The sequence below is a fragment of the Brachybacterium sp. JB7 genome, assembly GCF_003335205.1.
In the GTDB taxonomy this organism is placed as follows: Bacteria; Actinomycetota; Actinomycetes; order Actinomycetales; family Dermabacteraceae; genus Brachybacterium; species Brachybacterium alimentarium.
The window spans coordinates 17,127-34,575 of record NZ_QPGN01000007.1 but is presented as its reverse complement, the minus strand read 5'-3'; the positions used below and the strand labels follow the sequence as shown (position 1 = coordinate 34,575).

Annotated in this window: 15 protein-coding genes and 3 tRNA genes; 3 read left to right on the top strand and 15 right to left on the bottom strand. The window is 69.1% G+C overall.

Annotated features, from left to right (window positions below; genetic code table 11):
- Positions 1 to 28: 28 nt before the first annotated feature.
- From murA to leuC, 3 genes are all read right to left on the bottom strand, one after another.
- A complete protein-coding gene (murA, locus tag CIK81_RS10235; protein ID WP_096165597.1) occupies positions 29 to 1,345 on the bottom strand; it encodes a UDP-N-acetylglucosamine 1-carboxyvinyltransferase in 1,317 nt (438 codons plus the stop codon).
- 161 nt (positions 1,346 to 1,506) lie between these two features.
- Positions 1,507 to 2,121 carry a 3-isopropylmalate dehydratase small subunit gene (gene leuD, locus CIK81_RS10230; protein WP_096165599.1) on the bottom strand — a complete coding sequence of 205 codons (615 nt, stop codon included), beginning with the start codon at positions 2,119 to 2,121 and terminating at the stop codon, positions 1,507 to 1,509.
- A gap of 14 nt (positions 2,122 to 2,135) precedes the next feature.
- Positions 2,136 to 3,575, bottom strand: a complete 1,440-nt coding sequence (leuC, locus tag CIK81_RS10225; protein WP_096165601.1) for a 3-isopropylmalate dehydratase large subunit — start codon at positions 3,573 to 3,575, stop codon at positions 2,136 to 2,138.
- 165 nt (positions 3,576 to 3,740) lie between these two features.
- On the opposite strand from leuC, the gene CIK81_RS10220 reads away from it, so the two are divergent.
- Positions 3,741 to 4,475: an IclR family transcriptional regulator gene (locus tag CIK81_RS10220; protein ID WP_096165603.1), complete on the top strand. Its 735-nt coding sequence runs from the start codon at positions 3,741 to 3,743 to the stop codon at positions 4,473 to 4,475.
- A 39-nt stretch (positions 4,476 to 4,514) separates the two neighbouring features.
- On the opposite strand, the gene CIK81_RS10215 is transcribed toward CIK81_RS10220, so the two are convergent.
- The 7 genes from CIK81_RS10215 to CIK81_RS10185 form a co-directional block, all read right to left on the bottom strand.
- Positions 4,515 to 5,369, bottom strand: a complete 855-nt coding sequence (locus CIK81_RS10215) for a universal stress protein (protein ID WP_096165605.1) — start codon at positions 5,367 to 5,369, stop codon at positions 4,515 to 4,517.
- Between the two features lie 159 nt (positions 5,370 to 5,528).
- Positions 5,529 to 5,601: transfer RNA gene (locus tag CIK81_RS10210), tRNA-Glu, on the bottom strand.
- A gap of 28 nt (positions 5,602 to 5,629) precedes the next feature.
- Positions 5,630 to 5,702 (bottom strand) — tRNA-Glu (locus CIK81_RS10205).
- Positions 5,703 to 5,735: 33 nt separating this feature from the next.
- A tRNA-Gln gene (locus tag CIK81_RS10200) sits at positions 5,736 to 5,807 on the bottom strand.
- A gap of 183 nt (positions 5,808 to 5,990) precedes the next feature.
- A complete protein-coding gene (gltX, locus tag CIK81_RS10195; RefSeq protein WP_096165607.1) occupies positions 5,991 to 7,520 on the bottom strand; it encodes a glutamate--tRNA ligase in 1,530 nt (509 codons plus the stop codon).
- A 49-nt stretch (positions 7,521 to 7,569) separates the two neighbouring features.
- Entirely contained in the window at positions 7,570 to 8,346 is a 777-nt protein-coding gene (locus tag CIK81_RS10190; RefSeq protein ID WP_096165610.1) for a fumarylacetoacetate hydrolase family protein, read from the bottom strand.
- Positions 8,347 to 8,524: 178 nt separating this feature from the next.
- On the bottom strand, positions 8,525 to 9,067 hold the full coding sequence (locus CIK81_RS10185) for a DUF2199 domain-containing protein (RefSeq protein ID WP_096165612.1): 543 nt from the start codon (positions 9,065 to 9,067) through the stop codon (positions 8,525 to 8,527).
- Between the two features lie 188 nt (positions 9,068 to 9,255).
- Here CIK81_RS10185 and CIK81_RS10180 point away from each other — a divergent pair, with 188 nt between their 5' ends.
- Positions 9,256 to 10,341 carry a 3-methyladenine DNA glycosylase gene (locus CIK81_RS10180; RefSeq protein ID WP_241964113.1) on the top strand — a complete coding sequence of 362 codons (1,086 nt, stop codon included), beginning with the start codon at positions 9,256 to 9,258 and terminating at the stop codon, positions 10,339 to 10,341.
- A gap of 170 nt (positions 10,342 to 10,511) precedes the next feature.
- The gene (locus CIK81_RS10175; protein WP_096165614.1) at positions 10,512 to 13,070 is read left to right on the top strand and encodes an RNA helicase; all 2,559 of its coding nucleotides are present in this window, start codon (positions 10,512 to 10,514) and stop codon (positions 13,068 to 13,070) included.
- 214 nt (positions 13,071 to 13,284) lie between these two features.
- Here CIK81_RS10175 and CIK81_RS10170 read toward each other — a convergent pair whose 3' ends face one another.
- From CIK81_RS10170 to cimA, 5 genes are all read right to left on the bottom strand, one after another.
- Positions 13,285 to 13,503 (bottom strand): hypothetical protein, encoded by a 219-nt coding sequence (locus CIK81_RS10170; RefSeq protein WP_096165616.1) that lies wholly within the window; start codon positions 13,501 to 13,503, stop codon positions 13,285 to 13,287.
- Positions 13,504 to 13,714: 211 nt separating this feature from the next.
- Positions 13,715 to 14,728 (bottom strand): serine protease, encoded by a 1,014-nt coding sequence (locus tag CIK81_RS10165; RefSeq protein ID WP_241964112.1) that lies wholly within the window; start codon positions 14,726 to 14,728, stop codon positions 13,715 to 13,717.
- A gap of 113 nt (positions 14,729 to 14,841) precedes the next feature.
- A complete protein-coding gene (locus CIK81_RS10160; RefSeq protein WP_096165617.1) occupies positions 14,842 to 15,111 on the bottom strand; it encodes a hypothetical protein in 270 nt (89 codons plus the stop codon).
- A 128-nt stretch (positions 15,112 to 15,239) separates the two neighbouring features.
- Positions 15,240 to 15,764 carry a glycine cleavage system protein R gene (locus tag CIK81_RS10155; protein ID WP_096165619.1) on the bottom strand — a complete coding sequence of 175 codons (525 nt, stop codon included), beginning with the start codon at positions 15,762 to 15,764 and terminating at the stop codon, positions 15,240 to 15,242.
- Between the two features lie 59 nt (positions 15,765 to 15,823).
- The gene (gene cimA / locus CIK81_RS10150; RefSeq protein ID WP_096197269.1) at positions 15,824 to 17,446 is read right to left on the bottom strand and encodes a citramalate synthase; all 1,623 of its coding nucleotides are present in this window, start codon (positions 17,444 to 17,446) and stop codon (positions 15,824 to 15,826) included.
- Positions 17,447 to 17,449 lie beyond the last annotated feature (3 nt).

Below are 17,449 nucleotides of genomic sequence, written 5' to 3'. Positions count from 1 at the left end.
GCGATGGGTGGTCGGCCTGCCGGCACCGTCAGTTCTCCCAGAACTCGGCGCCGAGCGCCGTGAGCTTCTCCCGGAAGGATTCGTAGCCGCGGTCGATCAGATCGATCCCGCGGATGGTGGATTCTCCCTCGGCCCCCAGGGCGGCGACCAGGTAGGAGAAGCCGCCTCGCAGGTCCGGGACGGTGATGTCCGCGGCGTGGAGCGGCTTCGGGCCGGAGACCACGGCGGAGTGGTTGTAGTTGCTGCGGCCGAAACGGCAGCTCGAACCGCCCAGGCATTCGCGATAGACCTGGATGTGGGCACCCATCTCGTTCAGTGCCGAGGTGAAGCCGAGCCGGTTCTCGTAGACCGTCTCGTGGACGATCGAGATGCCGTCGGCCTGGGTCAGCGCGACTACGAGGGGCTGCTGCCAGTCGGTCATGAGGCCGGGATGCACGTCCGTCTCCACCGCGATCGCCCGCAGCGGGCTGCCGGGGTGGAAGAAGCGGATGCCCTCCTCGGTGATGTCCAGCCCGCCGCCCACCTTGCGGAAGATGTTCAAGAACGTGGCCATCGGCTTCTGCTCGGCGCCGCGCACGAACACGGAGCCCTTGGTGACCAGGGCGGCGCATGCCCAGGAGGCGGCCTCGATGCGGTCGGGCAGGGCCACGTGCTGGTAGCCGCCCAGGCTCTCCACGCCCTCGATCGTGATGGTGCGGTCGGTCTGCAGGGAGATCAGCGCGCCCATCTTCTGGAGCACGGCGATGAGATCCTCGATCTCGGGCTCCACCGCGGCGTTGGTCAGCTCGGTGATCCCCTGGGCGCGCACCGCCGTCAGCAGCACCTGCTCGGTGGCGCCGACGCTGGGGTACTCGAGGTGGATCTTGGTTCCGTGCAGGCCATGGGGCGCCGTGATGTAGATGCCCAGCTCGCGCTTGTCCACGACGGCGCCGAAGTTCCGCAGCACGTCGAGGTGGTAGTTGATCGGACGGTCGCCGATCCGGCAGCCGCCGAGGTCAGGGATGATCGCTTCGCCCAGACGATGCAGCAGCGGGCCGCAGAAGAGGATCGGGATCCGGGAGCTGCCGGCATGGGCGTCGATGTCGACCACATGGGCCCGCTCGACGTTCGAGGGATCCATATGGATCGTGCCGGCGGCGACGTCGCGCTCGACCTTCACCCCGTGGATCGAGAGCAGCTCGGAGACGATCTGCACGTCACGGATGTCCGGGACGGACTGCAGGACGCTCGGCCCCTCCCCCAGCAGCGCTGCCACCATGGCCTTCGAGACCAGGTTCTTCGCCCCGCGGACGGTGATCTCGCCGTCGAGGGGACGACCTCCGCGCACATGGAATGTCGAGCTCATAGTGTCCTAGCTTTGCTGAACAGGCGTCAGGGACGCCCGGTGTTCTGACCGGGTCACCATACCGGAGCGTGCTGAAGGGGCATCGCATCCCGGATCACAGGTCGCGATGCCCCTTCAGCGCGGGCGGATGCCGGAGGATCTCAGGCGGTTCCGGCGTGGGCTCAGGCGGTCTCGGCGTTGCGCGCCGGGAGGGTCTTGGGCATCCAGGCGGGACGCTTGGCCTCGAAGTCCGTGATGTCCTGCTCGTAGCGCAGGGTGAGGCCGATGTCGTCCAGCCCCTCCATGAGGCGCCAGCGGGTGTAGTCGTCGACCTCGAAGCGGAAGGTGGCCTCGCCGGCGTGGGCCTGACGGTTCTCGAGGTCGACGGTCACCTCGGTGCCCGGCTCCTGCTCGAGGATCTTCCACAGCTGCTCGAGATCGTCCTCGGACAGGATGCCGGCGACGAGGCCCTGCTTGCCGGCGTTGCCCCGGAAGATGTCTGCGAAGCGGCTGGAGAGCACGGCCTTGAAGCCGTAGTCGCGCAGCGCCCACACGGCGTGCTCACGGGAGGAGCCGGTGCCGAAGTCGGGACCGGCGACCAGCACGGAGCCGTTCTTGTAGGCGGGGCGGTTGAGCACGAAGTCCGGGTCGTTCGTGCGCCAGGCGTTGAACAGACCGTCGTCGAATCCGGTCTTCGTCACTCGCTTGAGGTAGACGGCCGGGATGATCTGGTCGGTGTCGACGTTGCTGCGGCGCAGCGGGACGCCGATGCCGGTATGGGTGGTGAAGGCTTCCATGACGGTGCTCCTGATCAGGCGACGGGCTGGAGGTCGGACGGCGCGGTCGGGACGCCCAGATCCGACGGGGAGGACAGCGTGCCGCGCACCGCGGTGGCGGCGGCGACGACCGGGGACACCAGGTGGGTGCGCCCGCCCTTGCCCTGGCGGCCCTCGAAGTTGCGGTTCGAGGTGGACGCCGCACGCTCCCCCGGCGCGAGCTGGTCGGGGTTCATGCCCAGGCACATCGAGCAGCCGGCCTGGCGCCACTCGGCACCGAAGTCGAGGAAGATCTGGTCCAGGCCCTCCTGCTCGGCCTGCACGCGCACGCGAGCGGAGCCGGGCACGACCAGCACCCGCACATCAGGATTCTTCTCGCGCCCCTCGAGCACGGAGGCGAAGGCGCGCAGGTCCTCGATGCGACCGTTCGTGCACGAGCCCATGAAGACGGTGTCGACCTTGATCTCCTTCAGCGGAGTGCCGGGCACGAGATCCATGTACTCCAGGGCGTTCTCGGCGGCGGTGCGCGCATTGTCGTCGGTGAAGTCCTCGGGCGCGGGGACGGAGGCCGACAGCGGCAGGCCCTGACCGGGATTGGTGCCCCAGGTGACGAAGGGCTCGAGGTCGTCGGCGTCGATGTGCACCTCGGCGTCGAAGGTCGCGTCATCCTCGGAGCGCAGGGTCCGCCAGTACTCCACGGCCTCGTCCCAGTCCGCGCCGCGGGGTGCGTGCGGGCGCCCCTGGACGTACTCGAAGGTGGTCTCGTCCGGCGCGATCATGCCGGCGCGGGCGCCCGCCTCGATCGACATGTTGCAGATCGTCATGCGGCCCTCCATGGAGAGCTTCCGGATCGCCTCGCCGCGATACTCGAGCACGTAGCCCGCGCCGCCACCGGTGCCGATCTTCGCGATCACCGCGAGGATGATGTCCTTCGCGGTGACTCCGGGCTTCAGCGTGCCGTCGACGGTGATGGCCATCGTCTTGAACGGGGTCAGCGGCAGCGTCTGGGTCGCGAGCACGTGCTCGACCTCGCTGGTGCCGATGCCGAAGGCGAGCGCTCCGAAAGCGCCGTGGGTCGAGGTGTGCGAGTCGCCGCACACGACGGTGATGCCCGGCATGGTCAGTCCCAGCTGCGGGCCCACGACGTGCACGATGCCCTGGTCGAGATCCCCGAGGCTGTGGATGCGGACGCCGAACTCCTCGGCGTTGCGACGCAGGGTGTCGATCTGGGTGCGCGAGGTGATGTCCGCGATCGGCTTGTCGATGTCGATCGTCGGGGTGTTGTGGTCCTCGGTCGCGAGCTGCTGATCGAGGCGGCGAGGCGCGCGCCCCTCCTGCCGGAGACCGTCGAAGGCCTGCGGGCTGGTCACCTCGTGCAGGAGCTGGAGGTCGATGTACAGCAGGTCAGGTTCGCCGTTCTCTCCGCGACGGACCACGTGATCCGCCCAGACCTTCTCCGCGAGGGTCCCCGCCATGTCGATCCTTCCCTGCGCCCACCATCGGGACGCGTACCGTCGGCGCCCCGGTTCGGGGCGACTGCAAGCTGTGAGGCGCTCGGGGTGCGAGCACAGCAGCCATCGTGCGCGGGTCCACGACCCGACGCACTTGCGTCTCACCAAATAAGACGGCAGTATCGGAGCATGGACAACACTTCGGAGGAGAACGGCAGCGGTGTCGGCGTGCTCGACAAGGCCGCGGTCGTCCTCGGCGCCCTGGAAGCAGGCCCTGCGACGCTCGCCCAGCTCGTGCAGTCGACCGGACTGGCCCGACCGACGGCCCATCGCCTCGCGGTGGCCCTCGAGTTCCATCATCTGGTCTCCCGCGACATGCAGGGACGGTTCATCCTGGGCCCGCGCCTGGGGGAGCTCGCGGCCGCGGCGGGCGAGGACCGCCTGCTCGCCGCCGCCGGCCCGGTGCTCGCCGCCCTCCGAGACCACACCAGCGAGTCCGCACAGCTCTACCGCCGCCAGGGCGATCACCGCATCTGCGTGGCCGCGGCCGAGCGCCCGATCGGCCTGCGGGACTCGGTGCCGCTGGGCTCCGCCCTGACCATGAAGGCCGGTTCCGCGGCGCAGATCCTCCTCGCCTGGGAGGAGCCGGACCGCCTGCATCGCGGACTGCTCGGCGCCCGCTTCACCGCCACCCAGCTCTCGGCCGTGCGTCGTCGCGGATGGGCGCAGTCCATCGGGGAGCGCGAACCCGGCGTGGGCTCGGTCTCGGCGCCCGTGCGCGGCCCGAACGGACGGGTCGTCGCGGCCCTCAGCATCTCCGGCCCCATCGAGCGCATCACGCGCCAGCCCGGGCGCCTGCATGCAGCGTCGGTGATGAGCTCCGCGAATCACCTCACCGAACTGCTGCGCCGCGCAGGATCCTGACGGACCTCCGCCCGTTCGGCCGCGCCCGCCCGGTCGCGGTCAGTCGCGTTCGATCCACACCGGTGTGTTCGCGAAGCGCAGCACCGTGACCAGCTGTCGCGGGGCAGAGACCGGCCTGTCCGGCCCGTGCATGCGCTCCCCTGCGACCACCATCATGCTCGCGCCCTCGCTGGCGCGCACGAGTTCTCTGGCGCTCGCCCCACCGGCCACCGTGACGTCCTGCACGTAGACGCCCGGATGGGACAACGAGATGCGTTCGCTCGTCGCCGCGAGGATCTCCTGCGCCTGTTCGGTCGCGGTCTCGGCCCGCACCACGAGGTGGATATCGCGCTCGTAGGCCTCGGCGAGGTCTGCGGCCCGGGCGAGGACGTCGTCATTGCTGCTGTGGTGCACGAGCCCGATCGGGCCGTCGCTGTCGATCTGCCCGCGCACGACCACGACGGGGCAGCGTGAGCGCGCGGCCAGCGCAAGGCTCTTGGAGCCGACGATCAGTGTCAGCAGCCGGCCCAGGCCGCGGCCCCCGACGACGATCACCTCGGACTCCTCGCTCGCCGCGACGAGCACGGGGACCGCGTTGCCGTCCACGATCTCCGAGGTGATCGGCAGGGAGGGCTGTTCCTTCCGGGCGATGGCCAGGGCATCGTCGATGAGCCCGTGGGCGGCGTTGCGGATCCCCGAGCCGGTCATCCCCGGGATCGGGTCGGTGTTCACGTCGAGCTCGGTCCACACGAACGCGTGGAGGAGATGGAGGACGCCACCGATGCGGGCTGCGTGCCGGGCCGCCCAGCGCACAGCGAGATCGGATTCATCGGCGTCGAAGACGCCCACGGTCACCCTCGGCGGAGAGTTCGACGGCGAACTCGACGAGGGTCCAATTGGCGTGACGTGCGTCATGCACCGACAGTACTCCGCAGTGCAGCAGGATTCCAGGGAACCGAGGAACCGGAGAGGCGGAGAACCGAGGAACCGGAAAGCCGGAGCACCTGAGCTCGACGATGGGACAGACGGAAACAGAAAAGGAGCCAATGTCCGAAGACATCGACTCCTGGTCCGTACCCCGTACCGGATTTGAACCGGTGTTACCGCCGTGAGAGGGCGGCGTCCTAGGCCGCTAGACGAACGGGGCCTGCGCATGATCCGTGGATCCTGCGTCGTACCCCGTACCGGATTTGAACCGGTGTTACCGCCGTGAGAGGGCGACGTCCTAGGCCGCTAGACGAACGGGGCGCGGACTGCACGACTCCGAAGAGCCGCGTAGCGCTGGGGTACCAGGACTCGAACCTAGAACGACGGTACCAGAAACCGCTGTGTTGCCAATTACACCATACCCCATGGTCAAAGCACGTTTTTGAAGTCTACCGGAGATTCTCCGCGGTGGTTTCCGCGGCCTTTCCGGGCTGTACTCGCTTGCCGTACCGAGGTAAGACTCTACCGGGTCTTCTGCGACAAGACAAAGCGAGAGGGCCCCTGGGCGCTGTGAGCCTGAGCACGCGGACTCACAGCGCCCAGAACCGCTCAGGCCGCGGCGGCGAGCCGGTCGCGCAGAGCGCGCAGGCGCGCCAGGGAGGACGCCTTGCCCAGCAGCTCCATCGACTCGAACAGGGGCGGCGAGATGCGCCGCCCGGAGATGGCGCTGCGCAGCGGGCCGAAGGCCAGGCGCGGCTTGATGCCCATCTCCTCCACGATGGCCTCACGCAGGGCCGGCTCGAGCGCTGCCGCGGTGAACGAGCCCTCGGGGACGGCGTCCGCCTCCTGGATCGCCCGGTCGAGCACGCCGACGGGATCATCGCCGAGCTTCTTCAGCGCGTCGTCCTGGACCACCAGGTCCTCGTCGGCGGTGAAGAGGAAGCCCAGCAGATCGGACGCCTCCCCCAGCAGGTTCATGCGGGTCTGGACGAGCGGGGTGGCCGCGGCGACCAGGGCGCGCTGTTCCTCGGTGACCGACTCGCCCAGCACGCCGCCGGACTGCAGGTACGGGATCAGACGCTCGGCGAGATCCTCCTCGGGCAGCAGCCGGATGTGATCGGCGTTGATGGCGGTGGCCTTCTTGATGTCCACGCGCGCCGGGTTCGGATTCACGTCGGAGGCGTCGAAGCGCTCCACCAGCTGCTCACGGCTGAAGATGTCCTCGTCCGCGCTGTAGCCCCAGCCCAGCAGGGCGAGGTAGTTGACCATGCCCTCGGGGGTGAAGCCCTGCTCGCGGTACAGGAACAGATTGGAAGCGGGGTCCCGCTTCGAGAGCTTCTTGTTGCCGTCGCCCATGACATAGGGAAGATGCCCGAACTCGGGCACGCGCTCGGCGACGCCGATCTCGATCAGCGCCCGGTACAGGGCGATCTGACGCGGGGTGGAGGACAGGATGTCCTCGCCGCGCAGCACGTGGGTGATCCGCATGAGCGCATCGTCGATGGGGTTCACCAGCGTGTACAGGGGCTGCCCGTTTGCGCGCACCACCACGAAGTCGGGCGTGGAGCCCGCACGGAAGGTGATCTCCCCGCGCACCATGTCCTGGAAGGTGAGGTCCGTATCGGGCATGCGCAGGCGCCAGGTGGGCTCGCGGCCCTCCGCACGGAAGGCCGCCTTCTGCTCGTCGGTGAGGTCGCGGTCGTAGCCGTCGTACCCGAGCTGCGGGTCGCGTCCCGCCGCGCGATGACGCTCCACGATCTCCTCAGCCGTGGAATAGGACTCGTAGATGTGCCCGGAGTCCTTCAGCTTCGCGATGACGTCCTGATAGATGTCCGCTCGCTCGGACTGACGATAGGGGCCGTGGGGCCCGCCGACCTCCACGCCCTCGTCCCAGTCGATGCCGAGCCAGCGCATGGCGTCGAGCAGCTGGTGGTAGGACTCCTCGCTGTCGCGCGCGGCGTCGGTGTCCTCGATGCGGAAGATCAGCTTGCCGCCGTGATGGCGGGCGTGCGCCCAGTTGAACAGGGCGGTGCGCACCATGCCCACGTGCGGGGTGCCGGTGGGGCTGGGGCAGAACCGCACCCGTACCTCGTCGGTGGTGGCGGTCGATGCAGAGGCCTGGGCCGGAGTGGTGGTCACGCGGAATGCTCCTGGGGGTGGGGAGGGCTGAGTGGTGCGGGTGGCCGGGTCAGCGGCGCACGACGGGATTGGTCAGGGTGCCGATCCCTTCGATGGTGATGTCGATGCTCGAGCCGGAGTCGACGGTGCGCACTCCCGCCGGGGTGCCGGTGAGGACGATGTCTCCGGGCAGCAGGGTCACCACGGTGGAGATCTCGGCGATGAGGTCCGCGACCGAACGGATCATGTCGGCGGTGGTCCCGTCCTGGGCGACCTCCCCGTCCACGCTCGAGGAGATCGCGAGGCTCGCGGGGTCGAGGTCGGTCTCGATCCAGGGTCCGATCGGGCAGGACGTGTCGAACGCCTTGGCGCGGAACCACTGGTCCTCGGCGCGCTGGGAGTCCCGAGCGGTGAGGTCGTTCGCGCAGGTGTAACCCAGGATCACGTCTGCGGCGTCGTCAGCGGCGACGTCCTTGGCCATGGTCTTGATGACCACGGCGAGCTCGGCCTCGAGGCTGAGCTCCTGGCTGTAGGACGGGATCGTCACGGGATCGCCGGGGCCGACGACCGTGGTGTTGGGCTTGAGGAAGAACAGGGCCTGGTCAGGCACTTCGTTGCCGAGCTCGGCGGCGTGGGCGGCGTAGTTGCGACCCACGCACACGACCTTCGAGCGGGGGATGACAGGGGCGAGCAGGCGCACGTCGTCGAGCGGGACGATCGTGCCGTTGGGGCGGATCTCGGTGTACAGGGGGTCCCCGGTGATCCCGTAGACCATGTCCTGGCCGTCCTTCTCCTGGACGATGCCGTACATGGGGTCGTCACCGGTGGTGAATCGTGCAATGCGCATGTCGTCAAGTCTAGGCGCAGTCGATCCTGACGCCTTCGGCCCGGTGACCTTCGGGCTGGAGACGCCTTCGGCGACGTGACCGTCGACGCCGAGGGCGCTCCCGTCCCGCTTCCGAGGGATCTCCCGCTCCCGCCACCCAGGTGTTCCGGAATGTGGTCGCCCAGGGAGAACTCGCCGATCAGGTGCTGGCCGCGGGCAGGAGCATCGAGCGGATCCGCAGCTCGGCCTCGGTGCGCGTGATCCCGTCGTAGAAGTCCCGCACCAGTGGATGACCGAAGGTCGAATCCGGGACCAGCAGCGGACGCATCTCACCGCGTGTGATCACCTGCACCGGCACGGACAGCGGGTTCGCGTAGCCGGGGAGGGCGGTGGCCAGCTGCCCCGCGTAGTCCTGGGCGTGATGCGGGTCGTCGTAGTGCTCGACGTAGTCCAAGTAGCTTCCCACTCCGATCTGCACCCACGGTCCGTACTCCAGAGAGATCGTCTCGCCGATGATCGGCAGGGGCAGGATGGCGCGTACGAAGCAGTCGGACCGGGTGCCGCGCTCGATCACGCACAGATCATCGGTGGCCTGAGCGCTCATGCGACGAGAGCGGGTGTCCAGGTCGAGGTAGGGGTCGGGCCGGCGGAACCCGAGCGCAGGCCAGGGATCCGCCTGGCTCCCGTCGGTGCCCTGATGGTGCTCCCCGCAGTACGCGCAGTCGTAGTCGATTCCGGTCATCTCTGGCTCCTCGCCGTGGTCCTGCTGGTCCGGTGCCCACCGTAGGAAGCGCTCGGCGGCGTATCCCGGCCCCGGAGCGCAGTGTGGATGACCACCCTCTGGGGAGGAGAGGCACGACCGTCCGCGTCGCCCGCTCGTACGACTCGTACGATGGGCTCATCCGCCGTCACCTCGGGAAGGAGCAGGCCATGAGCTCGTCCACGCAGGCCATGAGTTCGTCCACGCTCGAATCCCCCGCGCGCGTGCTCTCCGCCGAGGAGGCCTCCCGAGCCCGCCTCGAGCACGAGGAGCGCGCCGATGCCCTGACCGCCGCACATCGGGAGCGGCGTCTGCGCGGGCAGAAGCACCCGGTCGAGGACTTCCTGTTCACCTACTACCCCTTCTCCCCCGCGAAGCTGCGCCGATGGCATCCGGGGTGGGACGTCGCCTATCCCGTCACGGCGGACATCGACTCGCGCGGCGCAGCGCTTATCACGGATGTCGACGACGCCGCGCATCGCTCCTGGTACCTCGACTACCTCGATGCCCCGCCCGCGGACCGTCCCGGCGCCGGCAGCAGGGACACCGCCGAGGGCACTGGCAGCACCGCCGGCCATGACGGCCGCCTGCCGCGCCAGGACGCCGATGTGCTGCCGCGTCAGAAGGCCGATGTGCTGCTGCGCCGGGCCGACGTCGAGAGATATCGCCGTGACCGCGCCTCGGCGCTGAGCTTCATGAGGCGCCTGCTCTCCGCGTCTTCGCTGAGCAGCCGTCGGCCGCAGTTCGGCTGTTTCGGGCTGCACGAGTGGGCGATGGTGCACCGCGTGCAGGAGGGCGAGCAGCGCCACGAAGATCTGCCTCTGCGGCTGAGCCAGGCCGAGACAGACCAGGTCGTCGAACGGGAGAATCTGGTGTGCTCCCATATCGACGCCTTCCGCTTCTTCACCCCGTCGGCCGCTCCGCGCAACGCGATGCAGCCCACGCGTGAGACCCAGGTGGAGCTCGACAACCCCGCCTGCCTGCATGTGGGGATGGACCTCTACAAGTGGGCCATGAAGCTGACGCCGCTGATCCCCTCGGGCCTGGTGCTGGACTGCTTCGAGCACGCCCGGGAGACCCGCGTGCTGGACATGGAGGCGAGTCCTTACGACGTGCGGCCGCTCGGCTACGGGGTGGTGCCGATCGAGACCGCCTCCGGAAAGGCCGAGTACGTGCGCCGCCAGCGCGGGCTCGCGGAACGGGCCGATGCGCTGCGCAGCAGGATCCTGGACCATCTGCCTCCGGCCATCGACTGACCCCTCGACCCCACCGGCGGCCATGCCAGCGACCGTGCCCTCGACCCCGCCCTCCACCGGACCAGCGACCGTTCCGTGACCCTGTCGTCCACCGAGCCATCTGCCGAGCGAGCGGCGATGCGGCCGATCGGCGGGAGCGCGCCGTCGGAGGACCCTGGCAGACTGGACCCATGCCTCTCCTGACGCCGTTCCTGCCCGAGCACACCTCACACACCGCTCAGGACACGATCGTCGACGGATTCATCGAGTCCCAGGAGGCCGTGGGGCGCGAGCTGTATCCGCACCAGGAGGAAGCGCTGCTGGCGATCGCGGCGGGCGACCATGTGATCGCCGCGACGCCCACCGGATCGGGCAAGACCACGATCGCGTTCTCCGCGATCTTCGCCGCGATGGCCCGCGGGGAGCGCTCCTACTACACCGCCCCCATCAAGGCGCTGGTCAGTGAGAAGTTCTTCGATCTGGTGAGCCAGTTCGGCGCGGAGAACGTGGGCATGATGACGGGCGATTCGTCGGTGAACCACGACGCCCCGATCATCGTGTGCACGGCGGAGATCTTCGCGAACCATGCCCTGCGCGAAGGCGCCGGGAGCGACGTGCGCCTCGCGGTGATGGACGAGTTCCACTACTACGGGGACTCCCAGCGCGGCTGGGCCTGGCAGGTGCCGCTGGTGGAGCTTCCGGACTGCCAGTTCGTGCTCATGAGTGCGACGCTCGGCGATGTCACCACCTTCGCTGACGATCTCGAGGAGCGCACCGATCGTGACGTGACGGTCATCGACGACGCCCCCCGGCCGGTGCCCCTGGACTTCCGCTGGTCGCTCGAACCGCTGCCGGACACCATCTCGACGATCCTGCAGGACCGCGACGCCCCGGTCTACATCGTCCACTTCACCCAGAAGGATGCGCTGGAGCAGGCACAGGCCCTACTCGGCCAGAAGATCCTCTCGGGCGAGGAGAAGGAGCGGATCCGCGAGATCATCGGCGACTTCCGCTTCTCCAAGGGCTTCGGGCAGATCCTCTCCAAGCTCGTGCGCGAGGGCATCGGCGTGCACCACGCCGGCATGCTGCCGAAGTACCGCCGACTGGTCGAGAAACTCGCGCAGTCCGGCCTGCTGAAGATCATCTGCGGCACCGACACGCTCGGCGTGGGCATCAACGTGCCGATCCGCACCGTGCTGCTGACGGGGCTGGCGAAGTTCGACGGGAAGCGCACACGCCTGCTCAACGCCCGGGAGTTCCACCAGATCGCCGGCCGGGCGGGCCGTGCGGGGTACGACACCGTGGGCCACGTGGTCGTCCAGGCGCCGTCGTGGACCATCGACTTCGAGCGGGAGCTGGCCAAGCAGCGCGCCCGGGAGGAGTCCGGGAAGACCTCCAACAATGCGAAGAAGCGCAAGAAGGAGCCCAAGCCGCGCATCCCCGATGGCGCAGTGTCGTGGTCCGAGGCGAACATGACCAAGCTGGTCGAGAACGCCCCGGAGCCGCTGCGTCCGCATCTGAAGATCACGGCAGGCATGGTCCTCGCGCTGATCTCGCGTCCCGGCGACGCCATCGCCTCAGGACGGCACCTGATCATGACCAGCCACCAGACCCGCACCCAGAAGCTCAAGCTGGTCAAGGACGCGGTGGAGATCTTCCGCGGCCTGCAGGACGCCGAGATCATCGAGGTGCTCGAACAGCCGGATCATCTGGGCCGACGGATCGCGCTGGTCGAGGACCTGCAGCTGGACTTCACGATGAACCAGCCGCTGGCCCCCTTCGCCATCGCGATGATCGACACCCTCGACGAGGAGTCCGAGAGCCTCACGATGGACACCGTCTCGATCATCGAGGCGATCCTCGAGGACCCCCGGCAGATCCTGCTGGCCCAGCAGAACGCCGCCAAGGGCGAGCTGCTCGCCGAGCTCAAGGCCGACGGCGTCGAGTACACCGAGCGCATGGCGCAGTTGGACGAGGTCACGTGGCCCAAGCCCCTCGAGGAGGATCTCGAGGCGGCGCTGGAGATCTATGCGAAGAACCGTCCGTGGGTGCGCGTCGAGGACCTCTCCCCCAAGTCCGTGGTGCGCGAGATCCACCAGACCGGCCAGACGTTCAGCGAGTTCGTGCAGCGCTACGGGCTGCAGCGCTCCGAGGGCATCGTGCTGCGCTACCTCTCCGACGCGTACCAGGCGATGCGTCGCACCATCCCGCAGGAGCTGCGCACCGAGGACCTCGACGACCTCATCGAATGGCTCGGTGTGCTGGTGCGCGGCATCGACTCCTCGCTGCTGGACGAATGGGAGGCGCTCTCGCACCCGGAGGAGGCCGAGGGTGATGCCGCCAGCGACCTGCGGCCCACCTCTCCGCGCGGGCTCTCCGCCCAGACCAAGGTGCTGCGCACGATGATCCGGGCCGCCATGTGGCAGCGCGTCGAGCATTTCGCCTTCGAGCGTGAGGCACGGCTGGCCGAGCTCGACGGCGCCTCCGGCTGGGATCGTGCCCGGTGGGCCGAGGCGATGGACGAGTACTACGACACCTATGACGACGTCGGCATCGACGGCCCGGCGCGCTCGCCGCAGCTGCTGCAGATCACCGAGGAATCCAAGCTCTGGCGCATCCGCCAGGTGCTCTCGGATCCTGACGGCAACCACGACTGGGCGATCGAGGCCGAGCTGGATCTCGAGGCCACCGATGAGGCCGGCGAGCCCGTCCTGGCGATCACCCACGTGGGGGACATCGCGGACCGGTGAGCGGTGACCGGTGAGCGGTGAGCGGTGAGCCTGAGCGGTAGGAAGTGCCCTAGGAAGTGCGCAGCGAGCAGTACGGGGTTCGTTGACCACGACGCGGGTCGTTGGACAGCACGCGGGGCGTTGGACAGCACGCGGGGCGTTGGACAGCACGAGGCCGGCGCCCCCGAGAGGGGACGCCGGCCTCGGTCATCGTGGGGAAGCGGTCAGTGCCCGATCACCAGGGATTGACCTCGATGCTCTTCCAGGGGTTCACCTCGATGTGCTTCCAAGGATTCACCTCGACCTGCGGGTTGACCTCCACGGCAGAGGCGAGACCGGCGCCGCCCATCGTCAGCGCAGCGGCGAGCGCCGCACCGCCGGCCAGACGGGCTCCTAGGCGCAGCCTGGCCCTGCGGGGAGTACGGGGGAACTGCGCTTCTCTCGTCAGACTCATGATCCGCACCTTTCGCGTACCGGGACCGGATCCCAGCACTATGTGCTCCGAAGAGTACTGACAGTTGTCCACATCACACAAGGGCGATCCGCGGATGCGCTCATCAGCGCGGCGTGCTGCGGACGCCTGCGGTGAGCGGCAGCGGCAGCGGACGAGCGGACGGCCGGCGCCTTCACAGACACCGGCCGCCCGACGAAGAGGTCCGCGCGGATCAGGCCGCAGCGGCCTCGTCGTAGACCTGCTGGGCGACGTCACCGAGGTACGGGCCGTACATGACGTTCGGCTGCGAGTTGTAGCCGAAGCTGTTCACGGAGATCTGGTAGCCGGAGGGGCCGTCGCCCACGAACCAGGGGCCACCGGAGGAGCCACCGGTCATGTCGCAGTCGATGCCCTGGTCATCGGATCCGCCGAGGGTGTCATCGGAGCCGGTGTCCTGGCACTGCTCGAGGCTCTCGCCGTCGAACGGGCTGGCGGCCGGGTAGCCGAAGGACGTGTAGAGCGCACCGCGCTCGGTGTTGAACTCGATCCCGGAGGCGCCGACGGTGTCCGCGAGCGAGGCGCTGCCGCTCTCGGGCTCGACGACCGCGAAGGCGACGTCGTAGTCGAGATCCTCGGAGCTGATCCACTGCTCGGTCGAGAACAGGTCCGAGGCGCTCCACAGGCCGTACGGGGTCTCGCCCTGGTCGTAGCCGGGAGCGAACACCCAGTTGCTGGCCCAGGCGCCTGCCTCGTTCGTGCAGTGCCCCGCGGTCGAGACGGTCGAGCCGTTGTCGGAGGCGACGGAGTTGCCCGAGCACACGTAGTCGGTGCCGTTCACGGTGAAGAAGACCTTGCCGATGTGGTCGGTGTCTGCCGCGGCGGCGGGCTGGGCCTCGGCGCTGCGGGCGGTCTCGGCCTGCGGGGAGGCCTCGGCGGCCGGGATCCGTGCGGTCTCGGAGCTCTCGACCTGACCGTCCGGGGCATCGGCCTCGTCGACGAGGTCGTCGGCAGGGGTGGCGGCCTGCATGCGCTCCTCGGTCCAGTACCCCACGGCCGCATCCTGCTCAGCAGTCGAGAGGGTCGTGGTCTCCAGAGCGCTGTCGCCGGTCGGATCGGCGGTGGCGAGCCCGGCCCCTCCCAGGCTCAGGGCGGCGGCGAAGGCGAGTCCCCCTGCCGTCCTGATGCCACGGCGAAAGCGTGCCGGGCGGTGTCTGCTGTCGTCCTGATCATCCGGGGAGAAACTCATCGCGGGGTCCTTTCGGAGGGGAACGGGAACGGTCTGAGGAGGACCGCGCGACCACGCTAGACGGTGTGATCCCCTTCACGCCACTGCTGTGAGAGCGCTTAGTGACCGTCCGGTCACTCCTGCTGCGGCGAGTCCTCACCAGTCGCTGCATATCCGTTCTCGCAGGTGGGCTCGGGCTTCTCCGAATCGAGCGCCCGCTCCTCGCTCGCGGCGACACGTCTCTCAGGATCTTCCTGACCGCTCGGTAGGGTTGTGGGGTGCGGGGCCTTGCGAAGGGCGGGAATCGCGTTCCGACGGCGCTGCGGGGTCCAGTGCTCGGCGGCCGAGGAGATGCCCTCGTCGTGCTCGCGCGCGGTCGGATCCTGGGATCGTCGGGCGGTCATACGGCTGCTCCGGAGGCCTCGTTCGAGAGGCTCACAGAGGTGCGCGGGCCTGGGCAGAGCTGGAGTGTGTGTTCCATGCCCGTGAACCTACCAATCGCCCGTGTGGTCACCCTCACGGCCGCTCCCGATCACTCGAGGGAGTCGAGCTCCAGGTCGACCATGAGCTCCGCGGCGATCTGCTCGAGGGCATCGCGGATGCCGTCCTCGTCGGCGCCCCCGGCGAGGCGCACCTCGGCCTCCGCCTCGAAGAGCATGCCGCCGCCCTCGGGCGCTTCGCGGGTCCAGCTGCGCAGCCCGTCGATGGTCGCGCCCTGGGAGGTGAGCGCGGTGGTCACCTCGCGCACCATCCCGGTGCGGTCCTGGCCCAGCAGGTGCAGCTGCAGCGAGCGGCCCGTGGCCTCGTCGTCACCGCCGGCCCCGGCGCTGGCCACGACGTCGAGGCCGACCTGCTCGGAGAGGGTGGGGAGGGCGTCGAGGAAGGAGGGGGCGTGCTCGTCCGGCAGCTCCACCTGGACGATGCCGGCGAACTTCCCGGCGAGCAGGGCGAGCTGGCTGTCGACCCAGCTGCCTCCGTGCTCGTCCACGGCGGCGGCGAGGGCTGCGACGAGGCCGGGGCGGTCGTCTCCGATGGCGGTCAGCACGTAGGTCGTCATGGGCTCAGGCTAGCCCCTCCCCTGCGCGCCGGCAGGGCCTCTGCGGGATCATTGCGGGATCAGATACCGGACTTGTAGAGCCCGTAGGTGTACGCGTCGAAGACGGCCTCCCACGAGGCTTCGATGACGTTGGGGCCGACGCCGACTGTCTGGAACTCGAGCCCGCGCCCGGAGGTGCGCACGAGCACCCGGGTGGTGGCGTCGGTGCCGTGCTGCGCATCGAGGATGCGCACCTTGAAGTCCTGCAGCTCGAACTCGTCGATCATCGGGAAGCGGTCGCGCAGAGCGGCCCGCAGGGCCAGGTCCAGGGCGTTGACCGGGCCGTTGCCCTCGGCGATCGCGACCTTGCGCTCCGGCTCCCCTGCGCCCGTGGCCACGAGCTTCACGGTGGCCTCGCTCTCGAGGGTGCCGTCGCGGCCCAGCTGGGACGTGGCCCGCCAGGACTCGACGTCGACGTACTGCGGCACCTCGCCGAGCTGATCCAGCAGGAGCAGCTCGAAGGAGGCGTCGGCCGCCTCGTAGGAGTAGCCGGCCGCCTCGCGCTGCTTGATCGTGGCCGCCAGGCGCGAGAGCAGGTCCTGGTTGCCGGCGAGGTCGAAGCCCAGCTCGCGGCCCTTGAGCTCGATCGAGGCCCGGCCGGCCATGTCGGAGATGATCATGCGCATGTCGTTGCCGACGTCACGGGGATCGATGTGCTGGTAGAGATCCGGGTCCACGCGGATCGCACTGGCATGCAGACCGGCCTTGTGGGCGAAGGCGCTCGCCCCGACGTACGGGGCGCGGTGGCCGACGGGCATGTTCACGATCTCGCCGATGGCCTGCGCGATGCGGGTCATCTCGGAGAGCACGTCGGGGTCGACGAGCTCCATCCCCATCTTCAGCTGGAGGTCCGCGACCAGGGTGAGCAGGTCGGCGTTGCCGGTGCGCTCCCCGTAGCCGTTCACGCACCCCTGGACGTGGGTGATGCCCGCGCGGACCGCCGTCAGTGCGTTGGCGACGGCGCAACCGGAGTCGTTGTGGGTGTGCACGCCCAGCCGCGCGTTGCCGTGGCCCACGGCCGCGAGGCGACCGCGCAGGTCCTCGATGATCTCGGTGACCCGGTGCGGGAGCATCCCGCCGTTGGTGTCGCACAGCACGACCACCTCAGCGCCGGCGTCGAAGGCGGCGGCCACGACGGAGGTCGTGTAGTCGCCGTCGTGCTCGAACCCGTCGAAGAAGTGCTCGGCGTCGACGAAGACCTCGCGTCCCAGGCCCGTGAGGTGCTCGACGGTGTCGCGCACCATCGCGAGGTTCTCCTCACCGGTGGTGCGCAGTGCCCCGCGCACGTGACGGATATCGGACTTCGCGACCAGGGTGATGGTCGGCGCCTGGGAGTCGACGAGCGCCGCCACCTGCGTGTCCTCCGCGACCGCGACACCGGCCTTGCGCGTTGCTCCGAAGGCGGCCAGACGTGCGGTGCGCAGCTCGAGCTCGGTCGCCGCCCGGGCGAAGAACTCGGTGTCGCGCGGCACCGCCCCGGGCCATCCGCCCTCGAGGTAGGTCACCCCGAGTTCGTCGAGGAGCCGAGCGACGGCGAGCTTGTCCGCCACCGAGAGGGTCAGGCCCTCCTGCTGGGAGCCGTCCCGCAGGGTGGTGTCGTAGATGTGGAAGGCGGCCAGCGGAGCAGTGCGCGGTGCGTTCATCGT

What these genes read in the sequence shown, in the direction of transcription:
- murA (WP_096165597.1), bottom strand. Translation starts at nt 1,345, where the DNA reads ATGAGCTCGACATTCCATGTGCGCGGAGGTCGTCCCCTCGACGGCGAG.
- leuD (WP_096165599.1), bottom strand. Translation starts at nt 2,121, where the DNA reads ATGGAAGCCTTCACCACCCATACCGGCATCGGCGTCCCGCTGCGCCGC.
- leuC (WP_096165601.1), bottom strand. Translation starts at nt 3,575, where the DNA reads ATGGCGGGGACCCTCGCGGAGAAGGTCTGGGCGGATCACGTGGTCCGT.
- CIK81_RS10220 (WP_096165603.1), top strand. Translation starts at nt 3,741, where the DNA reads ATGGACAACACTTCGGAGGAGAACGGCAGCGGTGTCGGCGTGCTCGAC.
- CIK81_RS10215 (WP_096165605.1), bottom strand. Translation starts at nt 5,369, where the DNA reads ATGACGCACGTCACGCCAATTGGACCCTCGTCGAGTTCGCCGTCGAAC.
- CIK81_RS10190 (WP_096165610.1), bottom strand. Translation starts at nt 8,346, where the DNA reads ATGCGCATTGCACGATTCACCACCGGTGACGACCCCATGTACGGCATC.
- CIK81_RS10185 (WP_096165612.1), bottom strand. Translation starts at nt 9,067, where the DNA reads ATGACCGGAATCGACTACGACTGCGCGTACTGCGGGGAGCACCATCAG.
- CIK81_RS10180 (WP_241964113.1), top strand. Translation starts at nt 9,256, where the DNA reads ATGAGCTCGTCCACGCAGGCCATGAGTTCGTCCACGCTCGAATCCCCC.
- CIK81_RS10175 (WP_096165614.1), top strand. Translation starts at nt 10,512, where the DNA reads ATGCCTCTCCTGACGCCGTTCCTGCCCGAGCACACCTCACACACCGCT.
- CIK81_RS10170 (WP_096165616.1), bottom strand. Translation starts at nt 13,503, where the DNA reads ATGAGTCTGACGAGAGAAGCGCAGTTCCCCCGTACTCCCCGCAGGGCC.
- CIK81_RS10165 (WP_241964112.1), bottom strand. Translation starts at nt 14,728, where the DNA reads ATGAGTTTCTCCCCGGATGATCAGGACGACAGCAGACACCGCCCGGCA.
- CIK81_RS10160 (WP_096165617.1), bottom strand. Translation starts at nt 15,111, where the DNA reads ATGACCGCCCGACGATCCCAGGATCCGACCGCGCGCGAGCACGACGAG.
- CIK81_RS10155 (WP_096165619.1), bottom strand. Translation starts at nt 15,764, where the DNA reads ATGACGACCTACGTGCTGACCGCCATCGGAGACGACCGCCCCGGCCTC.
- cimA (WP_096197269.1), bottom strand. Translation starts at nt 17,446, where the DNA reads ATGAACGCACCGCGCACTGCTCCGCTGGCCGCCTTCCACATCTACGAC.